The 19,440-nt window shown below is 73.1% G+C and carries 17 protein-coding genes and 1 tRNA gene; 8 read left to right on the top strand and 10 right to left on the bottom strand.

The annotated features are described in order from the left end of the window. Window positions 1-65: 65 nt before the first annotated feature. Complete coding sequence (gene rlmB, locus ACGFRG_RS06425) at window positions 66-1,025, top strand: 23S rRNA (guanosine(2251)-2'-O)-methyltransferase RlmB (RefSeq protein ID WP_361433242.1); 960 nt, start codon at window positions 66-68, stop codon at window positions 1,023-1,025. A gap of 192 nt (window positions 1,026-1,217) precedes the next feature. Next, the gene (locus tag ACGFRG_RS06420) at window positions 1,218-2,726 is read left to right on the top strand and encodes a DoxX family protein (protein WP_361433239.1); all 1,509 of its coding nucleotides are present in this window, start codon (window positions 1,218-1,220) and stop codon (window positions 2,724-2,726) included. A 274-nt stretch (window positions 2,727-3,000) separates the two neighbouring features. Here the strand turns inward: ACGFRG_RS06420 and ACGFRG_RS06415 are convergent, their stop codons facing one another. The 3 genes from ACGFRG_RS06415 to ACGFRG_RS06405 all read right to left on the bottom strand — a co-directional run bounded on the left by ACGFRG_RS06415 (window position 3,001) and on the right by ACGFRG_RS06405 (window position 5,598). Beyond that, entirely contained in the window at window positions 3,001-3,732 is a 732-nt protein-coding gene (locus tag ACGFRG_RS06415; protein ID WP_361431074.1) for a nucleotidyltransferase family protein, read from the bottom strand. Between the two features lie 50 nt (window positions 3,733-3,782). Continuing rightward, window positions 3,783-4,193 (bottom strand): hypothetical protein, encoded by a 411-nt coding sequence (locus tag ACGFRG_RS06410; RefSeq protein WP_361431072.1) that lies wholly within the window; start codon window positions 4,191-4,193, stop codon window positions 3,783-3,785. A gap of 259 nt (window positions 4,194-4,452) precedes the next feature. Continuing rightward, a complete protein-coding gene (locus ACGFRG_RS06405; protein ID WP_361431070.1) occupies window positions 4,453-5,598 on the bottom strand; it encodes a sn-glycerol-3-phosphate ABC transporter ATP-binding protein UgpC in 1,146 nt (381 codons plus the stop codon). Between the two features lie 291 nt (window positions 5,599-5,889). Between ACGFRG_RS06405 and ACGFRG_RS06400 the strand changes: the two genes are divergently transcribed. Then, window positions 5,890-5,966, top strand: a tRNA-Thr gene (locus tag ACGFRG_RS06400). Window positions 5,967-6,080: 114 nt separating this feature from the next. Then, window positions 6,081-8,204 (top strand): restriction endonuclease, encoded by a 2,124-nt coding sequence (locus tag ACGFRG_RS06395; protein WP_393261918.1) that lies wholly within the window; start codon window positions 6,081-6,083, stop codon window positions 8,202-8,204. A gap of 149 nt (window positions 8,205-8,353) precedes the next feature. Here the strand turns inward: ACGFRG_RS06395 and ACGFRG_RS06390 are convergent, their stop codons facing one another. Continuing rightward, window positions 8,354-9,751, bottom strand: a complete 1,398-nt coding sequence (locus ACGFRG_RS06390; protein WP_393261916.1) for an NAD(P)/FAD-dependent oxidoreductase — start codon at window positions 9,749-9,751, stop codon at window positions 8,354-8,356. A gap of 180 nt (window positions 9,752-9,931) precedes the next feature. On the opposite strand from ACGFRG_RS06390, the gene ACGFRG_RS06385 reads away from it, so the two are divergent. Continuing rightward, entirely contained in the window at window positions 9,932-10,690 is a 759-nt protein-coding gene (locus ACGFRG_RS06385) for a DsbA family protein (RefSeq protein ID WP_393261914.1), read from the top strand. On the opposite strand, the gene ACGFRG_RS06380 is transcribed toward ACGFRG_RS06385, so the two are convergent. Continuing rightward, a complete protein-coding gene (locus ACGFRG_RS06380) occupies window positions 10,668-11,363 on the bottom strand; it encodes a rhomboid-like protein (protein ID WP_361431059.1) in 696 nt (231 codons plus the stop codon). The genes ACGFRG_RS06385 and ACGFRG_RS06380 overlap by 23 nt on opposite strands. Between ACGFRG_RS06380 and ACGFRG_RS06375 the strand changes: the two genes are divergently transcribed. Next, window positions 11,362-12,279 carry an aminoglycoside phosphotransferase family protein gene (locus tag ACGFRG_RS06375; RefSeq protein ID WP_361431057.1) on the top strand — a complete coding sequence of 306 codons (918 nt, stop codon included), beginning with the start codon at window positions 11,362-11,364 and terminating at the stop codon, window positions 12,277-12,279. The genes ACGFRG_RS06380 and ACGFRG_RS06375 overlap by 2 nt on opposite strands. Window positions 12,280-12,467: 188 nt before the next feature. Further along, on the top strand, window positions 12,468-12,947 hold the full coding sequence (locus ACGFRG_RS06370) for a GNAT family N-acetyltransferase (RefSeq protein ID WP_361431055.1): 480 nt from the start codon (window positions 12,468-12,470) through the stop codon (window positions 12,945-12,947). A gap of 247 nt (window positions 12,948-13,194) precedes the next feature. On the opposite strand, the gene ACGFRG_RS06365 is transcribed toward ACGFRG_RS06370, so the two are convergent. Further along, window positions 13,195-14,208 (bottom strand): zinc-binding dehydrogenase, encoded by a 1,014-nt coding sequence (locus tag ACGFRG_RS06365; protein WP_393261909.1) that lies wholly within the window; start codon window positions 14,206-14,208, stop codon window positions 13,195-13,197. A gap of 66 nt (window positions 14,209-14,274) precedes the next feature. Further along, window positions 14,275-15,441 (bottom strand): FAD-dependent oxidoreductase, encoded by a 1,167-nt coding sequence (locus tag ACGFRG_RS06360; RefSeq protein ID WP_393261906.1) that lies wholly within the window; start codon window positions 15,439-15,441, stop codon window positions 14,275-14,277. 129 nt (window positions 15,442-15,570) lie between these two features. Here ACGFRG_RS06360 and ACGFRG_RS06355 point away from each other — a divergent pair, with 129 nt between their 5' ends. Continuing rightward, on the top strand, window positions 15,571-16,239 hold the full coding sequence (locus ACGFRG_RS06355; RefSeq protein ID WP_361431047.1) for a pentapeptide repeat-containing protein: 669 nt from the start codon (window positions 15,571-15,573) through the stop codon (window positions 16,237-16,239). A 25-nt stretch (window positions 16,240-16,264) separates the two neighbouring features. On the opposite strand, the gene ACGFRG_RS06350 is transcribed toward ACGFRG_RS06355, so the two are convergent. From ACGFRG_RS06350 to ACGFRG_RS06340, 3 genes are all read right to left on the bottom strand, one after another. After that, complete coding sequence (locus tag ACGFRG_RS06350; protein WP_361431085.1) at window positions 16,265-16,768, bottom strand: hypothetical protein; 504 nt, start codon at window positions 16,766-16,768, stop codon at window positions 16,265-16,267. Window positions 16,769-17,522: 754 nt separating this feature from the next. Beyond that, window positions 17,523-18,152, bottom strand: a complete 630-nt coding sequence (locus ACGFRG_RS06345; protein WP_361431045.1) for a response regulator transcription factor — start codon at window positions 18,150-18,152, stop codon at window positions 17,523-17,525. Further along, the gene (locus ACGFRG_RS06340; RefSeq protein WP_393261902.1) at window positions 18,149-19,438 is read right to left on the bottom strand and encodes a sensor histidine kinase; all 1,290 of its coding nucleotides are present in this window, start codon (window positions 19,436-19,438) and stop codon (window positions 18,149-18,151) included. Before ACGFRG_RS06340 ends, ACGFRG_RS06345 begins: the two co-directional genes overlap by 4 nt. Window positions 19,439-19,440: the final 2 nt, after the last annotated feature.

Raw genomic sequence — 19,440 nt, 5'->3', positions numbered from 1 at the left:
CGTACGCAGGACCCACGGACGAAACGACGCCCCGTAGGTCGCAGAATCACGGAAACAGGTAGGTCATGGCCGGGAACAGCCAGCGCAGGAACCGCCGCACGTCCAACAAGAAGGGCGCTACGGTCGGCAGCGGTGGCCAGCGACGCCGGGGCCTGGAGGGCAAGGGCCCCACGCCCAAGGCCGAGGACCGCAAGAAGCACAAGAAGAACCGCATCGCCACCGCCAAGGCCAAGCAGGCCGCGAACCGCCGTCCGGCCCCGCGCCGCGGCGGCGTCAAGGGCACGTCCGAGATGGTCGTCGGCCGCAACCCGGTCTTCGAGGCGCTGCGCGACGGTGTCCCGGCGATCACGCTCTACGTCCAGCAGTACATCGACAACGACGAGCGCGTACGCGACGTCCTCAAGCTCGCGGGCGAGCGCGGCAACATCAACCTGATGGAGGCCCCGCGCCTCGAACTCGACCGGATGACGAACGGCCTGAACCACCAGGGCCTCGTCCTCCAGGTCCCGCCGTACGAGTACGCGCACCCGCAGGACCTCCTGGAGGCGGCGTACGACAACCACGACCAGCCGCTGATCGTCGCCCTCGACGGGGTGACCGACCCGCGCAACCTCGGCGCGATCGTCCGCTCCACCTCCGCCTTCGGCGGCCACGGCGTGGTCGTGCCGGAGCGGCGCGCGGCCGGGATGACGGCGGGCGCCTGGAAGTCCTCGGCGGGCACGGCCGCCCGTACGCCGGTCTCCCGCGTCACCAACCTCACCCGCGCCCTTGAGGACTACAAGAAGGCCGGTGTCACGGTCGTGGGCCTGGCGGCCGACGGCGAGCACACGGTCGAGTCCCTGGAGGCGCTCGGCGGCCCGGTCGTCATCGTCATCGGCAGCGAGGGCAAGGGCCTGGGCCGCCTGGTCGGCGAGACCTGCGACTACCGGGTGCGGATCTCGATGCCGGGCGGCGCGGAGTCGCTGAACGCCGGTGTCGCGGCGGGCATCGTGCTGTACGAGGCGGCGCGCCGGCGCAAGGGCTGACGTGTGGAGCCCGCCTGCGCGTGTGCACGCGCGCGTAGGCGGTCCCGCGTGTCCACGCGCGCGTGGGCGCGCGTCGGTGGCCCGTAGCGGTGACCCATAGGGCCGACGCCCGTCCGGCGTAAGTGATCTTGACGGGCCTCGGACACATCGCCCCCGTCAAGGCAGTGTCCTAAACCTCCATCACTCGGTTAGATGAGTGTGGACACCAGAACGCCCCGGCCCGGGTTCGACGATCAGCCTGCCCTGAGTATGGTCAAGGTGGACGCCGACCCCGCGCAGGTCATCGTCAACCACGCCAGTTTCCGCGTGCATTTCGCCCCGAAGTCCATGCCCAGGCGGACGCTGGCGGACCCGACGAGGATGCCGGCCTCGGGTGCCGCGCGCCGCCGGGCGCCGGTGGTGTGGAGCGGCCGGGCGGCGCCCGGGGCGACCGGGCTGCTGCAGGCGGTCCGGGGCCTGGACGGGCCGGGCGCGTTCGACGCGGGCGCGACCCAGACGATCCCGCGCATCGACGACACCATGCCGACGCCGGTGGTCGTCGCCCCCCGCGCGCCGCTGGGCGAGCCGGGCGTGGCCGACACCGCGCTGCTCCAGGCGGTCCGGCCCCCCGCGTACGACCAAGGGGCGTACGGGGACGACGAGTTCGACGTCCACGAGCCCGGCGACGACGAGGCCGAGGGCGGCGCGCGCGGCCACCGGCACGGCGCGGATCCGGTGCGGCACGCGTACTACCCGGGCCGCCGGATGAACCTCGGCGTGGTCCTGCTCCCGCTGCGCGTCTTCCTCGGCTTCATCTCCGTGTACGCGGGCATGGGCAAGCTCTGCGACCCCGTCTACTTCGACGGCGGCGAGCGCGGCTCGATGATGAAGTGGCTGAACTCGCTGCACCCGTGGGCCCTCGCCGAGCCGCTGCGCGCCTTCGCGCTCCAGCATCCGGTCGGGGCGGGGCTCTCGGTGGCCTTCCTGCAGATCGTGGTGGGCGTGCTCACCATGCTGGGTCTGTGGCAGCGGGTCGCGGCGGTGTTCGGGGCGCTGCTGTCCGCGGTGCTCCTGGTGACGGTGAGCTGGCAGACGGTTCCCGCGTACGACGCGCCGGACTTCATCTACCTGGCGGCCTGGTCGCCGCTGATCGCGGCGGGCGCGCCGGTGTACTCGCTGGACGCGCGGCTCGCGGGCGAGGCCTGGCGCCGGCTCGGCCCGCGCTCCACGCTGTGGGAGCTGCGGCGGCGGGTGCTGCGGCGGGGGACCGTCATGGCGACCGTCGTGGTCGGCCTGACGCTGCTGATCGGCTCGCTGCTCGGCGGGGCGGTGCGCTCCACCGAGATGGTGACGGTCCCGGGTCCCAACTCCGACCCCACCAACTACCTGCCGGGTACGCCGCTGGCGCCGGAGCCGCACGCGAAGCCGGTGCGGCGCGGTCCTTCGCCGCGGCCGTCGGTGAGCGGGTCGGCGTCCGCGAAGCCGTCGAAGCGGGCGGGGGCGCCGAAGTCGGCGGTCCGGGACTCGGGGGCGGTGGGGAGTGTGCCGTCCCAGACCCAGGGCACGGTCGGGCACAAGCCGTCGGCGTCGCGCCACACGTCACCGGCGGCCCCGTCGACGACGTCCGCGGGTCCGACGTCCTCGGGCTCCTCCGGCTCGTCCCCGTCGTCGACGTCGGGCACGTCCGGCAACCGGAACCCGATCGGGGGGTTGCTGGGCTGACGGCGGTCGTGCCGAGCGATTCGTCTGCGGGCCGGTGGGGGCTGGCGCCTGTCTTCCCCCACCCCGCCCCTTCCCGAAGGCCTCCGGCGGTTGTCGCTTCGTCTGGCCGCCGGTGGGGGCTGGTCGCGCAGTTCCCCGCGCCCCTTAAATGGGCCCTTCGGGCCCTCCTTTAGGGGCGCGGGGAACTGCGCGAGCAACCCAGCACGGTCCGCAGACGAATCGGGGCGCAGGGGCGCAGCCCCGCTCAGGGGTCCGGGGGCGGAGCCCCCGGGAGTCAAATCCCCTGGCCCGACAGTTCCTTCGCCGCCTCCGTCAGATCCTTCGCCGTGTCGATCGCCCGCCAGTACGCGCCGTGCGGCAGCGGGTAGCCGGCCAGGCGGCGTTCGCGGGCCAGGCGGGGGAACGTGGTGCGCTCGTGGTCGCCGCGGTCCGGGAGCAGCCCGGTGAAGGCCGCGGAGAACACGTACACACCCGCGTTGATCAGATACGGCGACGGCGGCGACTCGATGAAGTCGGTGATGTGGCCGAAGGCGTCGGTCTCGACGGCGCCCCACGGGATCCGGGGCCGGGCCAGGGCGAGCGTCGCGGTCGCGTCGCGCTCGCCGTGGAATGCCGCCATCTCGCGCAGCGAGAAGCGCGTCCAGATGTCACCGTTGGTGGCGTACCACGGCCGGTCGGGGTGCGGCAGCCGCGCGGCCGCGTACTTGAGGCCGCCCCCGCGCCCCAGCGGCTCGCCCTCGACCACGGTCGTGACGCGCAGCGGCAGATCCGCCGAGGAAAGCCAGTCCTGGAGCACACCGGCGAGATGGCCGCAGGAGATCACGGCGTCGGTGACGCCCTCCGCGGCCAGCCAGGCAAGCTGATGGCCGATGATCGGGGTCCCCGTCCCGGGGATCTCGACCATCGGCTTGGGGCGGTCGTCGGTATACGGACGCAGTCGTGAGCCCTGGCCGCCCGCCAGGACCACGGCCTGCGTCGGGAAGGTCGAAGTCGTGCTCGCAGTCATGCCGTGAACCATATGCCGTGCGCAGGCCGCGGTACGGCTGGTACGGCGGCTCAGGACTCCTGGGCCACGCCCGATGCGAACGAGGTGTCGCAGACGGGCCGCGAGAACGACTGGGCCTTGGCGGGGCCGTACTGCTCCACGGCGGCCCGGCCGAGCGCCCGCGCGATCGACATGCAGTGCTTGGCGAGGGAGGGGCGGCGCTCCACCTCGCGCTGAAGGTGGGTGAGAGCGGTACCGGGGTCCTTCTCCTGGAGCTCGACGAGGAGCGCGTCGCGCAGGATGTCCTGCGGGGCACGGGACTTCGCGCGTACGGAGACGTCCTCGGCGGAGGCGGTCAGCAGCTGCGAGTCGCTGGTCCCGGCCCAGTTGACCCGGGTGACCGCGAGCGTCCCGGAGAGGACGAGGACGACGGGCAGGACGAGAGCTAGGGTGCGGCCGATTCGGCGGGCTGTGTGCGTCACGGAGGCGAGCGTAGCGGGGGGTAATGATTTGGCGACATTTAGTCACCCGGTCGGGGGATGGTTCGAGGCGGCGTTTCGAATCCGGTGTTGACGAACGCAGTTCGAAATGGCCGTTGTGCCGGGGTATTTGTCGACACCTCCGCCCGGCTCCCCGGACCTTCTCCAAAGGGAGAGCCCCGCACCCCGGTAGGTGGGTGCGGGGCCGGCTGACGTGCCGCCGTACGTCAGCCGCTGAGGCACCGGCCGCCGAGCCGAGGCGTCAGTCGCTGAGGCGCTCGCCCGTCGACGTCGAGAAGACGTGGGTCTCGCCCGGGCGCGGGACGACGTGGAGCTGGGTGCCCTTCTCCGGGACCGAGCGGCCGTTCACGCGGACCACGAGGTCCTTCTGCTCGCCGCCGACCTCGGCGGTGCCGTAGACGTAACCGTCGGCGCCGAGCTCCTCGACGACGTTCACGGTCACGGCGAGACCGGCGGGGGCGTCTTCGGCCTCCTTGGTGAGAGACGCCGTGGATGCAGCCGCGCCGCCGTTGTGCTCGACGATGTCGAAGTGCTCGGGACGCACGCCGACCGTCACCGTGCGGTCGCCCTTGTCGGCGGCCGCGGACAGCGCCTCGCGGCTCACCGGCACCACGCTGTTGCCGAACTTCACGCCGCCGTCGGTGATCGGGACCTCGACCAGGTTCATGGCCGGGGAGCCGATGAAGCCCGCGACGAAGAGGTTGGCCGGGCGGTCGTACATGTTGCGCGGCGAGTCCACCTGCTGGAGCAGGCCGTCCTTGAGCACGGCCACGCGGTCGCCCATGGTCATGGCCTCGACCTGGTCGTGGGTGACGTACACCGTGGTGATGCCCAGGCGCCGCTGGAGCGAGGCGATCTGCGTACGGGTGGAGACGCGGAGCTTGGCGTCGAGGTTCGACAGCGGCTCGTCCATCAGGAAGACCTGCGGCTCGCGGACGATGGCGCGGCCCATCGCGACGCGCTGGCGCTGGCCGCCGGAGAGCGCCTTGGGCTTGCGGTCCAGGTACTCGGTGAGGTCGAGGATCTTCGCCGCCTCCTCGACCTTCTTGCGGATCTCCGCCTTGTTGACGCCCGCGATCTTGAGCGCGAAGCCCATGTTGTCGGCGACGCTCATGTGCGGGTACAGCGCGTAGTTCTGGAACACCATCGCGATGTCCCGGTCCTTCGGCGGGAGGTGCGTGACGTCGCGCTCGCCGATGCGGATGGATCCGCCGTTGACGTCCTCAAGTCCCGCGAGCATGCGCAGGGAGGTGGACTTTCCGCAGCCCGAGGGGCCGACGAGGACGAGGAACTCGCCGTCCTCGATCTCGATGTCGAGGCCGTCGACCGCGGGCTTGGTGGAGCCCGGGTAGATCCGCGTCGCCTTGTCGAACGTGACAGTGGCCATGGGAGACCTGTCCCTTCACCGGCAGGAACGTGCCGGACGATCCGAGTAGAGGGAGAAGTGGTGTAGTCCACCTGGGTGGACTGGGACGAGACGCTACCCGCAGATGTCCGGTCTGTCAGCAGGCCGGCGGACGGGATTTCGACGGGTTCGCGGCGGGATCGCCGCGGGAGTCCGACGCGAACCTCCCGGACCCGGCGGGGGCGAACTCCGTGGAGCGCGCAATCGGGCTCTGTGTAGAGTGAGGTAGCCCTTCGCACGCGGGCCGTTCCGGTTGGGGCGAACGCGTGCGATGCCGCCTTAGCTCAGTTGGCTAGAGCGCTTGACTTGTAATCTTGAGGTCGTCGGTTCGATTCCGACAGGCGGCTCCATCGCACCACCCCGCACCACCCGTCCCGGACCGATCAAGGTCCGGGACAATTGTTTTTCCGGGCCGCGATGCAGCGGTGCCGGGTGGGGCAGAAGGGGCAGGGGGCCACAGGGGTATGAGTCGTCGTTCCAGCGGGCTGATCGGGGTCTGGGCCGAGGCGCAGCGGCAGCAGCAGCGCCAGCAGGAGGCCCGGCGCCGGGCGTCGATGCAGCAGCAGCGGCAGCGCGAACGCGAGCAGCGGGCACAGGAGCGGGACGCCGCGCGCGCCACCCGCGAACAGCAGGCGGCCTACCGCCAGAGCCGGGAGGCGGACGCGCGGCTGCGCACCCAGGAACTGGACGCGCGGGTGGACGCGCTGACCGGCCTCCTCGCGGCGGGCTGCGCCGCGCAGCCGTTCACCACCGGGTCGCTGCGGCGCACCCAGGAGAGCATCGAGCCGTTCGCGCCCGGCGCGCTGGCGCAGCCGGTCGCGATGCCGGACCCGGCCCGCTACCAGGCGCAGGGCGGCTGGACCGCCAACCGCCGGGACCGGGCCCAGCAGGAGGCGCAGGCCGCCTACCAGCGGGACTGGGACGCGGCGCAGCTGGCGGAGACCGAGCGGCGCCGGCGGCTGGCCGAGTACCGGGACCGGTACGACGCCTGGGCGGCCGCGCGGCTCGCCGAGGTCCAGGGGCTCGACGAGGGCGTCGACGAGCTGGTGGCCGGGCTGCGGGCGGCCGATCCGGGCGCGGTGGTGGAGTACTTCTCGGCCGCCCTGTACGCGGCGGCGATCTGGCCGGAGGGCTTCCCGCGCCGGCTGTCGTGCTCGTACGACCGGGGTGCGAAGCAGTTGGTCCTGGACTGGGAGCTGCCCGCGTTCGACGTCGTCCCGGCGGCCAAGTCCGTACGGTATGTGGCCAGTTCGGACGAGGAGCGGGAGGCCGCGCGACCGGCGGCCCAGCGGCGGGCGCTCTACCGGGACACGCTCGCCCAGAGCGTGCTGCTGGTGGTGCGGGACCTGTTCGCGGCCGACGAGTACGGCGTACTGGAGTCGGTGGCGCTCAACGGGTTCGTCGACGACGTCGATCCCGCGACCGGACGGCGGGCCGAGATCTTCCTGGCCACGGTGATGGTCGAGCGGACCGCGCTGGCCGCCCTCAACCTGGCGCAGGTGAGCGCGGTGGACTGCCTGGTGGACGCGCTGCACGGGCAGCTCTCATCCCGTCCCGACCAGCGCGCGGCCGTACGTCCGCTGCGCCGGCCCGGGGAGCTGGGCGCGGGCGTGGTCTCGCACGGCAGCGACGAGGACGAGCCCGACCTGTTCGTGATGGACCCCATCGAATTCGAGGTCCTGGTCGCGGAGTTGTTCCGCGCCCGGGGCATGCGGGCGGTGACCACCCAGCGCTCGAACGACGGCGGCGTCGACGTCGAGGCGCTGGACGCGGACCCGATCAGCGGCGGCCGCATCATCGTCCAGGTCAAGCGCTACCGGAACACGGTCCCGCCGACGGCCGTACGCGACCTGTACGGCACGGTCCAGGGCGCGGGCGCCAACAAGGGCGTCCTGGTGACCACGTCGGGCTTCGGCCCCGGTTCGTACGCCTTCGCCCAGGGCAAGCCGCTGACCCTGGTGTCCGGGGCGGAGCTGGTGGACCTGCTGCACGAGTGCGGGCTGCGGGGGCGGCTGGGGGAGCGGGGCGAGCGGGCGCCTTCGAGCGAGCGGACGCCCACTTTGGTGGACACGCCGCTGGCTCCGGCCGCCTCGGAGCCCGAGGACGACTTCAACGTCCTGGGGATGACGTGGGCCGGGGCGGTGGCGCTGGATGTGTGCGTGCTGGTGTGCGAGGGGAACCGGGTGCTCGACGACGACCACTTCGTGTTCTTCAACAACCGTGAGGTGCCCGGGGGTTCGGTGCGGATGGTGCCGGGGGCGGTCGAGGACCGGGCGGCGGTACGGGTGGCGTTCGACGCGCTCCCGCCGCGCGCGGACCGGCTCGTCCTGGTCGCCTCCGTCGACCCCGAGGTGAACCCGGACGCGGACCTGTCCGGCTTCACCGACGCGGGCATCCTGCTGCGCGACGCGACGGGCGCGGAGCTGGACCGCCTGCCGGTCTCGGACGGCCGCGCGGGCGAAACGGCCCTGGTCCTCGGCTCGTTCCGGCGCCGCCCGGGCGACGACTGGGACTTCGTCCTGGGCGGCCGCGGCTATACGGGCGGCCTGGAGGCGCTGATCGGGGACTTCGGGATAGAGGTGGAGTAGTACCCAGCTGTGGGCATGCATGCCGCCAGGCGCGGGGTGAGGGCTCAGGCGGGGGTGCGGGCGTCCGGGGACGGGGTGCCGCTGTGCCCACCCGTGCCGCCCCAGCGGCACGATTGCCCACAGCTGGGTAGACGGGCCCCCGCATCGGGTCAGTGCCGCCCCGAAACCCGGTCCGCGATCGCCGCGACCCGGTCCGTGCGGGCCGACCGCGCGGACAGCTCGCGCCGGTCCGCCCCCCGATACGCCGCGTACATCCCCCGGACCCCCGCCCACCGGAACGGCTCCGGCTCCCACCGCCGCACCCGGTGCCCGACCCACGGCAGTGCGGTCAGCTCCGTGGCCCCGCCCTGCCCCGAGTCCTGCCGCACCAGATCCCGCAGCGTACGCGCCGCGAGGTTCGCCGTGGCGACCCCGGACCCGACGTAACCGCCCGCCCACCCCAGCCCCGTGGACCGGTCGAGCGTGACCGTCGCGCACCAGTCGCGCGGCACGCCGAGCACCCCCGACCACGCGTGCGTCACCGACACCCCCGCCAGCTGCGGGAAGAACCGGATCAGGATCTCCCGCAGCGCCTCGACGGTCTCGGGCCGCGTACGGCCGTCGTTGTCCGTACGGGACCCGAACCGGTACGGGACCCCGCGTCCGCCGATCGCGATCCGGTCGTCGGCGGTGCGCTGCGCGTACATGTACGCGTGCGCCATGTCGCCCAGCGTCTCGCGCCCCGCCCAGCCGATGGACTCCCACAGCTCGGCGGGCAGCGGCTCGGTGGCGATCATGGACGAGTTCATCGGCAGCCAGGCCCGCCGCTGGCCCTTCAGGGACGCGGTGAACCCCTCGGTGCAGCGCAGGACGTAAGGCGCGCGCACGGTGCCGTACGGAGTGACGGCGTGCTTGGGCCGGATCTCGGTGACCGGCGTCGACTCGTACACCGTGACGCCCAGCGCCTCGACGGCCGCCGCCAGACCCTTGACCAGCTTCACGGGGTGCACGCGGGCGCCGTGCGGGGTCCAGCCGGAGCCGACGGCCCCGGCGACCCGGACGCGCTCGGCGGTCTCGCGCGCCCCGAGCAGCAGCCGGTCCTTCTCGCCGAACTCCAGCTCGGCGGCGTGGAACGCCTTGAGGCGGCTCAACTGGGCGGGCGTGTACGCCACTTCGAGCACTCCGCCCTGATGGACATCGGCGTCGATGGACTCCTCGGCGGCGACCCGGACGACCTCGTCGACGGTGTCGTTCATGGCCCGCTGGAGCCGTACGGCGGCGTCGCGGCCGTGCAGCCGGGCGTACCGGTCGCGGCCCGCGATGCCGTTGTACAGCCAGCCGCCGTTGCGCCCGGAGGCGCCGTAGCCGCAGAAGCGGGCTTCGAGGACGGCGATGTCGAGGAACGGGACGGCCTTCTTGAGGTAGTACGCCGTCCACAGCCCCGTGTAGCCGCCGCCCACGATCACGACGTCCGCCGTGGCGTCGCCGGTCAAGGGCTCGCGGGGGGCGGGGATGCCGTCCTGCGCGTACCAGAAGGAGATGCCGCCGTTGATCGTGCGCGTGGTCATGGGCGTTGTTGGTACACCCCGTACGAACGCCTGTCCAGAGACGGAATCCGCAGGACTTTGGTCCCCGCGGGTCGGGACTTCCGGCGCGCCGGACGCGTCCGCGCGACACATAGGTTCCCTATGAAAGGGTTTGGGTCGGTCTGTGGCCGACACCGGCCGACGCCGGGGACGCTGGGAGAGATGGCTCGTATGACGGCCGTACGCAGGACGACGGTTTACAGGGTTCGCCGCGCGGCGCTGGCGCTGGTGGTGGCGACGACGGTGGGCGTCTCGGCGGCCGCGTGCGGTGCGGATTCGGGCTCCGGCGGGTCGTCCTCGGGCACCGAGGAGCTGGCCGTGAAGACCTCCCCGCACGCGGCGAAGCTCGCGAAGCTGCCCGCGAAGGCGGAGGGTGCGGAAATCGTCGTGGGCAGCCCGCGGGCCGCGCACACGATCACGGTGTACGAGGACCCGCGCTGCCCGTTCTGCGCGAAGTTCGAGACGTCGGGCGCGGTGCCGCTCACCGACCTCGCGGCGGCCGGGAAGGTCAGGATCCGCTACACGATCGCGTCCTTCCTCGACCGCAACCTCGGCGGCGGCGGATCCGAGCGGGCCGCGAACGCGCTGCGGGCGTCCGTGGACGCGGGGAAGTTCGCGGAGTACCACGCGGCCGTGTTCGCCAGCCAGCCCGAGGACGAGTCGAGCGACGGCTACACCGCTGACAACCTGCTCCGCATCGCCGACAAGGTCCCCGGTCTGCGGAGCGCGGCCTTCGACAAGGCGGTGCGCGAGGGCACGTACAAGGAGTGGGTGGCCTCGGCGGAGAAGGCGTTCGAGAAGTCCGGTGTGAACTCCAGCCCGACCGTCCTGATCGACGGCAAGCGCCCGCCGGGCGACGGCGCGGCGATCCTGGACGCGCAGGAGTTCGCGAAGGTGCTCAAGGACGCGGGGATCGCCTGAAGGCCCGGCCCGCCGCGGTGACCGTCCCGGCCGGATCCCAGGGCGGCCCGCCCCGCCCCCGTACGAGCGGGTAGCAGGCCAGCCCGATGAGTACGGCCGTGAAGTGGCCGAGGTCGGTGAAGGTGCGCCCGGTGGCGAGCGGGGCGGCGTAGACGGCGAGCAGGACGGCGAGATACAGATACCGCCAGGGCGGGGCGATCCGGAACACGAGCACGCCCTCGACCCCTGCGAGCGCGTAACTGACCCCGATATCAAGGGTGTTGACGGCGTGGTGCGGGGCGACGCCGTGCCGGACCGCCCAGAGCAGGGCGCCCTCGCTGATGTACGTGGCGAGGACGTGGGCGAGGACGACGACCGCGAGCCAGCGGCGGGTGCCGAGCCAGCGTTCGGCCTGCGCGTGGAAGACGGAGTACAGGACGGCGTACGGGAGCCAGTGGCCGCCGTCGATCCACAGCGCGCTGGTGATCAGTACGCGTACGGGATTGGTCGACAGCGCATGGATGTTGGTCGACCGCTGCCGCAGGAAGTCCTCCTCGAACTCCGGGGACATGTGGTGCAGCGCGATGGTGGTCCCGAACAGCACGACCAGCCAGAGGTAGGTGCCGGGGGCGCTGCGGACGTAACGCGGGGCGGCGGCCGCGAGACGTGGTCCTGTCCGGAGGAATCGGCTCATGGGCCGATTCACGCACGCGGGTAGGGTCGGGCGGGTGATCGACATTCCGGAGGAGTTCGCCGCGGCGCTGACCCGGTTCAACGGTGCGCGGGGCCGGGCGTTCGCGGCCGCGCTGCCCGGCCGGACGGAGGAGTTCGCGGCGCGCTGGGGGCTGCGCCCGGCCGGGCCCGCGATGCACGGGATGTGCGCGCTCGTGCTGCCGGTGACGGCGGACGACGGCACCCCGGCGGTGCTCAAGCTCCAGCTGGTGGACGAGGAGACCGCGGGCGAGCCGGTGGCGCTGCGGGCGTGGGGCGGCGCGGGCGCGGCCCGGCTGCTGCGGCACGACGAGGACACCGGCACGATGCTGCTCGAACGCCTCGATCCAGACCGGCAGTTGGCGGACGTGACCGACTCCCGGGAGGCGGTCCTGGTCATCGCGGATCTGCTCTCTCGTCTCACATCCGTACCGGCCCCGCCCGGCATGCGCCGCCTCGCCGATGTCGCCGCCGGGATGCTGGAGGAGACACCCCGGGCGGTACGCGAGCTCCGCGACCCCGCCGAACGGCGGCTCCTGGAGGACTGCGCGGCGGCCGTGCGGGAGGTGGCCGGCGAGCCGGGCGACCGGCTGCTGCACTGGGACCTCCACTACGAGAACGTGCTCGCCGCCGAGCGCGAGCCGTGGCTCGCCATCGACCCCAAGCCACTGGCGGGCGACCCCGGCTTCGAGCTGCTGCCCGCGCTCGTCAACCGCTACGACGCGGCGGAACTGCGGTGGCGCTTCGACGCGATGACGGAGGTCCTGGGCCTGGACCGCGCCCGGGCGCGCGCGTGGACGCTGGGCCGGGTGCTGCAGAACTGCCTCTGGGAGATCGAGGACGGCTGCGAGCCGGAGGCGGAGCAGGTGGAGGTGGGGCGGGTGGTGCGGGGTTGGTGATAGGTGGCGGGCGAGGCTGGTGGTGAGTGCCGGGCGGGGCTGGTGACGGGTGCCGGGCGGGACCGTCCCGGGTTGCTCGCGTCTGAGCACGCCACGAGGGCTGGGGCACTCCCCTCTCTCCCCGGCGGCCCGTCCCGAAGACCGGAATGCCCCCGACCGCTCCGCCGCGCCCGGATTACGCTACGGCCATGATTCGTACCGCGACGCCCGCAGACATCCCCGTGATCCACGCCATGGTCCGCGAACTGGCCGAGTACGAGAAGTGCCCGGACGACGCGAAGGCGACCGAGGAACAGCTCCACGAAGCACTGTTCGGCGAACACCCCGCGGCCTTCGCCCACATCGCCGAATCCGACGACGGCGCCCCGGCGGGCTTCGCGCTCTGGTTCCTCAACTTCTCGACGTGGCGCGGGGTGCACGGCATCTACCTGGAAGACCTGTACGTCCGCCCCGACCAGCGCGGCGCCGGCCACGGCAAGGCTCTCCTGACCGAACTGGCCCGCATCTGCGTGACCCGCGGCTACGGCCGCCTGGAGTGGTCGGTCCTGAACTGGAACGCCCCGTCGATCGCGTTCTACGAATCGCTGGGGGCGCGGCCGCAGGACGAGTGGACGGTCTATCGGCTGGCGGACGGGGCGTTGGGGGAGCTGGGCGGTGCGAGCAGCTGATCGAGAAGCCGGTGCGCGTCCGCGACACCGAGCGCTCCCAGCTCCACGTACCCGCGCCCGGCACTGGTGACCAGCGGGCGCACCCGGGCGGTTTGGGCCTCGGCGATGCCTGCGCGGGTGAGGGCGGTGCGCAGCTGGGCGGCGACGTGCCTTCCACCCTTGCACAAGGTAGGTGTCGGTCTCGTCGTCCAGGTAGATGGTGGGCGACTTCAGCACCCATGGAAGGCATCCGAGACGGTCTCGGGCGTCACGGAATCAAGACCACCTTGCCCGTCGTCCCCCGATTCTCCAGCGCGCGATGCGCCTCCGCCGCCTCCGCCAGCGGGTAGCGCTGGACCGCCGGGCGGAGGCGGCCCGCGGCGGCCTCTGTCAGGGCGCGGGTTTCCAGGGTGCGGAGGGGGTCCGGGCCGCCCGCTCGGGACAGCATGGTCGGGCCCAGGACGCTTTCGGAGGTGATGCCGCGTTCCGTCAGGTACTCCTGCGTGAACGTCAGCGGGCCGCCGTCGCGGATTCCCTCGCTCGACCAGCCGAAGACCAGGTGGCGGCCGCCGGGGCCGAGGAGGTCCACCGCCGCTCGGGCGGTGGGGCCGCCCACCGGGTCGAAGACTGTCGTGGCGTGGTCGTGGCCGGCGGAGGTGAGGAACTCGCCCACCAATTCAGGCCAGTTGGGGAGCAGGTAGTCGAGTGCCAGGTCCGCGCCGTTCGCCCGTACTCGTGCCGTCTTCGCGGGGCCGCCCGCAAGGCCCACCACCGTCGCGCCCGCGTTCTTCGCGTACTGCACAAGCAGCGTGCCGATGCCCCCGGCCGCCGCCGGGACGATCGCGACCGAGTCCGGGCCGAGGTCGGCGAACTGGACGATGCCCATCGCCGTACGACCCGTGCCGATCATCGCGACCGCCTCGGCGGGATCGAGGTTCGGGGGGATCTCGTGGAGCTTGGCGGCGTCGACGACGGCCAGTTCGGCGTAGCCTCCGGGCGCCATCCCGAGGTGGGCGACGACCGGCTTGCCGAGCCAGTCGGGGTCGGTGCCCTCGCCGAGCGCGTCGACCGTGCCCGCGACCTCCCGCCCGGGGACGGTGGGCAGCGCGGCGGGTGCCGGGTACGGGCCGGTCAGGCCCTCGCGCAGCGCGGTGTCGAGCAGGTGCACCCCGGCCGCGGCGACGGCGATCCGCACCTGGCCGGGGCCGGGGACGGGGTCCTCGGTCTTCTCGTACGTGAGGTTCGAGGCCGGGCCGAAGGCGTGGAGGCGGATGGCGTGCATGGGGGTCACCTTGCTCGTGTGGGTGGTGGGGTGCCCCTTAGCCTTCGTCCTCAAGTGTGCTTGAGGTCAAGCGGACTTGAGTGCGGTCAGACGCAGGCTCCGCACCGCCAGCCGCGCCGCCTTGATTCCGCTGGTGAAGGCCACCTCCGAGAGCACCCCGGGCGCCGCGACCATGTCGCCCGCGACGTACACGCCGTGGCCCCGGTCGATCGCCGGGCGGTCGCGCCAGGTGGTGCCGGGGAGGTCGACCGCGCCCGTACGACCGGCCGCGAGCGCGTCGCGGCGCCAGGAGACCCGCTGGCGCCAGCCCGCGAACGCGGCGTCGAGCAGCCGCTCCCCGCGTGCGACACCGTCGGCCTTCGACTCGTGCGGGGCGATCGGGAACTGGGCCTGGATCAGCTGGTGTCCGGCGGGCGCGAGGGTGCGGCCGTGGGCGGTGAAACGTTCGATCCAGCCGGGCGCCTCCAGGTCGGAGACGATGAACGGGTCGCCCCGGCGCGTGGTGAGCCCGAGGTCGAGCAGGGCGGTCCGGCCGCCGGTCCAGCGCAGCGAGTCGTCCCCGAGCAGCCGCCGGGCGGCCTCCAGCGAGGTGGCGACGACGACGGGACCGTGGTCGTCGGGAAGCGCGTCCACGCGCGCGGTGGTCTCCACATGCACACCCAGCTCCCACGCGCGCGTGGCCATCCGCTCCACGAGCGCGCCCCAGCCGCCCACCGGATACCGCGCCTCCGGCGGCAGCGCGGCGGCCCGGTGCAGGCGTTCCTGGACGAAGGCGGCGGAGAGCGAGCCAGGATCGTGGTGGAAGACCGCGACGGCGGCGTAGTGCGCGGCCGCGCGGGCCGCCTTGGCGCCGACGATCTGGGCCGCCCAGGAGGCGAAGTCCTGGTCCGCAGGGGCGAGTTCGGGACTGTGCCGGGCCAGCTTGAGCAGGGCGAGCGGCGGGGTGTGGCGCAGCGTGCCGTCCCAGTGGAAGCGGAATCGCGCGGCTTCCAGCGGCGGTACGGAGGCGACCGGCCCCAGCAGCCCGCGCCGCTTGAGCCAGGCCCAGTGCGGACCGCCGTTGTAGAGGGCGTGCGGACCGTCGTTGGTGAGGTACGGACCCTCGGCCGTACGCGCGCGTCCGCCCAGCGTGTGGTGCGACTCGTACAGGTTCACGCGTGCGCCGGACTCGGCGGCGGTGATGGCCGCGGTGAGCCCGGCGAGGCCGCCGCCGATGACGGTGATCCGGTCCATGCTGCTCTCCTGTCGCTGTGCGGGCACTCACCGTTAGAGACGGAGAACGGTAGGTGGAATGTGACAGGCGACTGAATGTGGCAGGTAAGGGGCGGGGCGGTTGTCAGTGGTGTGGTCCAGCATGGAGTCATGGCGAAGAGGGCGAGAGAAGTGACGGCGGTGCGGCGTCCGGAGGTGCGGCTGCCGCCGCTGGCACCGCACGGTCCGGCGGAGCTGGAGGCGGAAGGGGATTACGACGGCCTGGAGTTCCGCAACCTGGATCTGTCGGGCCAGAACGGCAACGGTTCGCGCTTCATGGACTGCGGCCTGTACGGCTGCGTCCTGGACGAGACCCGGCTCGCCGGCGCGCGCCTCATCGACTCGGTGCTCTCGGGTGTACGGGGCGTGGGCACCGACCTGTCCCGCACCTCCCTGCGGGACGTGGAGATCCACGACGTCCGGATGGGCGGGGTCCAGCTGTACGGCGCGGTCCTGGAGCGGGTCCTGATCCGCGGCGGCAAGATCGACTACCTCAACCTGCGGGACGCGGAGCTGCGGGACGTGGTCTTCGAGAACTGTGTGCTCGCCGAGCCGGACTTCGCGATGGCCCGCCTGGACCGGGTGGCGTTCGCGGGCTGCGAGCTGCGGCGGGCGGACTTCACGGGGACGCGGATGAAGGACGTGGACCTGCGGGGGGCGGCGGTCCTGGACATCGCGCGGGGCGTGGACCGCCTGGCGGGCGCGGTGATCACGCCGACGCAGCTGGTGGATCTGGCGCCGGCGTTCGCGGCGGAGGTGGGGGTGCGGGTGGTGGGGTGACGGTGCCTGTACGGCTCCCGTACGGCTAGTCCGTGAGGCGGGGGAAGCGGGACTGGATGGTCCAGATCGCCGGGTTCTCGGCCAGGTCGTCGTGCATGTCCGTGAGGTCGGCGATCACGTCGTGCAGGAAGTCGCGGGCCTCGCGGCGCAGGAGGCGGTGGCTGAACGTGAGCGGGGGCTCGTCGCCCGGCATCCAGTCGGCCTCGACGTCCACCCAGCCGAACCGCCGCTCGAACAGCATCCGGTCCGTGGACTCGGTGAAGTCGATCTCGGCGTACTGCGGGCGGGACGACCGGCTGCCCCGGGGGTCCTGGTCCAGCGCCTCGACGGTGTCGCACAGCGCCCAGGCGAAGTCAAGCACCGGGACCCATCCCCAGGCTGTGGACACCTCGCGGTCCGCGTTGGTGTCCGCGAGGTAGACGTCGCCGCAGAAGAGGTCGTGGCGCAGGGCGTGTACGTCCGCGCGGCGGTAGTCGGTCTGCGGGGGGTCGGGGAAGCGGTTGGAGAGGGAGTAGCCGATGTCGAGCACGGTCGATGGTCCCACGGATGGGGTTCGCACCCCTTCCGGAGCCCCCCGGTGCTGCGCCCCGGCCCCCATGCCGGGGCTCCGCCCCGAACCCCGTTTCCGCCTCCGGCGGGCATTCCCCACCCCGCCCCTTCCCGGCTGTGACATTTTGCGGCTCCGCCGCGTGGCTCCGGCGGTGGTCGTTTCGTCTGGCCGCCGGTGGGGGCTGATCGCTCCCCCAAGTTCTCGACTCCGCTCGAACAGGGGGGACCCCCATCGCGGCGGAGCCGCAAATGTCACAGCCCCGCGCCCCTGAAAGGCGGGCCGGTGGTTTGTCTGCGGGTGGTGTGTGGCTGGTCGCGCAGTTCCCCGCGCCCCTTGATGGGCCCTGCGGGCCCTCTTAGGGGCGCGGGGCTGTGTCGATTTGCGGCTCCGCCGCGTGGGCGCGGGCAACCCAGCACGGTCCGCAGACGAACCGGGACCGGGGTGCAGGGGCGCAGCCCCGCGTACTCACCCACCCAGCCGGGGTCCGGGGGCCCCGCCCCCGGGAACGCCACCTCCGCCCCCACCCACCCCAGCCGGGGTCCGGGGCGGAGCCCCGGAGCGGGGTGCAGGGGCCGCAGGCCCCGCCGGGGGCACGGGGGCGGAGCCCCCAGGGGGTGCAGGGGGCGCAGCCCCCGCGAAGGGGTCCGGGGGCGCAGCCCCCGGGAAAACCACCTCCACCTCCACCCACCCGCGGAGGGTTGAGGGAACGGGCGGGGTGGGGGAAATCGTCCCGTTACGGCAGCAGGCGCTGCTCCTTCGCCACGGACACCGCGCCCGCCCGCGTGTCCACCCCCAACTTCTCGTAGATCCGGCCCAGATGCGTCTTCACCGTGGCCTCGCTGATGAACAGCGCCCGCGCGATGTCGCGGTTGGCGAGGCCCTGGGACAGCTGGGCCAGGATGTCCCGCTCGCGGTCGGTGAGCGCGGGGCGGCCCGCGCCGCGCATGCGCTCCATGACGCGGCTCGCCACCGGCGGCGACAGGGTCGTACGGCCCTGCGCCGCCGCCCGGATCGCCGCGAACAGCTCCTCCGGGCGTTCGGCCTTCAGCAGATACCCCGTCGCCCCGGCCGCGATCGCCCGCGTGATGTCCGCGTCCGTGTCGTACGTGGTCAGGACGAGCACCCGCACCCCCGTCGCCGAGATGCGCCGCGTCGCCTCGACCCCGTCGATGCCCGGGCCGAGCTGGAGGTCCATCAGCACCACGTCCGGCCGCTCCTTGGCGGCGGCCGCCACCGCCTCCTCGCCGCTCCCCGCCTCCCCGACCACCTCGATGTCGGGCTCGCTGCCGAGCAGCGCGAGCAGTCCGGCCCGTACGACCGCGTGGTCGTCGCAGAGCAGGATCCGGATGCGTACGGGGGTCACAGGCGCTTCTCCCACTCAGGCTCGGACTCCAGAGGGATCGATGCCGACAGCACCGCTCCCTCTCCCGGCGCCGACTCCACCGTGAGGCTGCCCCCGAGCTGCCGCACCCGCGCGCGCATCGCGGGCAGCCCGTGGCCCCTCCCGTCGCGCCCCTCGCGCCCGCCCCCGGCCTCCGGCACCACGAAACCGCGGCCGTCGTCGGCGACGTCCAGCACGATCTGGTCACCCAGATAGGTCAACGTGAGCGCGGCGCTGCGCGCGCCGGCGTGCTCGCGTACGTTCGCCAGCGCCCCCTGCGCGATCCGCAGCAGCGCGGACTCGACGCGGTCGGGCAGCGCGGTGGGCGTCCCGTCGACGTACAGTCGTACGGCGAGAGGGCCCCCCGCGCCGGACCCCTCCGACTCCCGCGCCGCCAGTGCCCGCAGCGCCTCCGGCAAGCTCCCGCCCGCCGCGAGCTCCGCGGGCGCGAGGTCGTGGACGAAGCGGCGGGCCTCCGCGAGGCTGCGTTCGGCGATCGACTCGGCCGTACGGACATGGCGGCGGGCCGCCGCCGGGTCGGACTCCCAGACCCGTTCCGACGCCTGGAGCAGCATCTGCTGGCTGGACAGGCCCTGCGCCAGCGTGTCGTGGATCTCCATCGACAGGCGCTGGCGCTCGGCGAGCGTGCCCTCGCGGCGCTCGGTGGCGGCCAGTTCGCGCCGGGTGCGGAGCAGGTCGTCGATGAGCAGGCGCTGGCGGTCGGCCTGGCGCTGCATATGGACGAACACGGCGGTGGCGACGGCCGCGACGGCGGGCGGCGCGAACACGAGGTTCGGGTCGAAGCCCTCGGCGAGCATCAGCTGCGCGGCGACGACGAAGGCGGTCAGAAGGCCCACCAGGACCAGCGCCGCCCGGGTCGGCAGGGTCCGCAGCCCCGTGTAGAACAGCGGCACCGCGCACCACGCGAAACTCGGCGCGAGCACCACGAGCACCATCCACACCGCCACGACCACGCCGAGCCACACCGCCCGCCCGGGCGTCGGCCGCGACCCCGGGGCCAGTACGTACGCCGGGCCCAGCACGTACAGCACCGCCAGCGCGACCGAGAGCGCGATGATCCACGGGGTGCGGGGGTCGCCCGGGTGGCGGATCAGGAAGCGCGCGAGCGAGGCGGCGAGGAGGAGGAAGAAGGCGGCGTGCATGACGGCGGGCAGCCACCGCTCGTCGGCGGCCGCCGCCCCCACGCCGTCGCTCGGGGCGGCCGCCGCCCCCACGCCGTCGCTCACCGTCCCCGCCTCCCGCGCCATCC

The sequence above is a fragment of the Streptomyces sp. NPDC048696 genome, from assembly GCF_043198895.1.
Lineage (GTDB): Bacteria > Actinomycetota > Actinomycetes > Streptomycetales > Streptomycetaceae > Streptomyces.
This window is presented reverse-complemented; position numbering and strand designations above follow the sequence as displayed.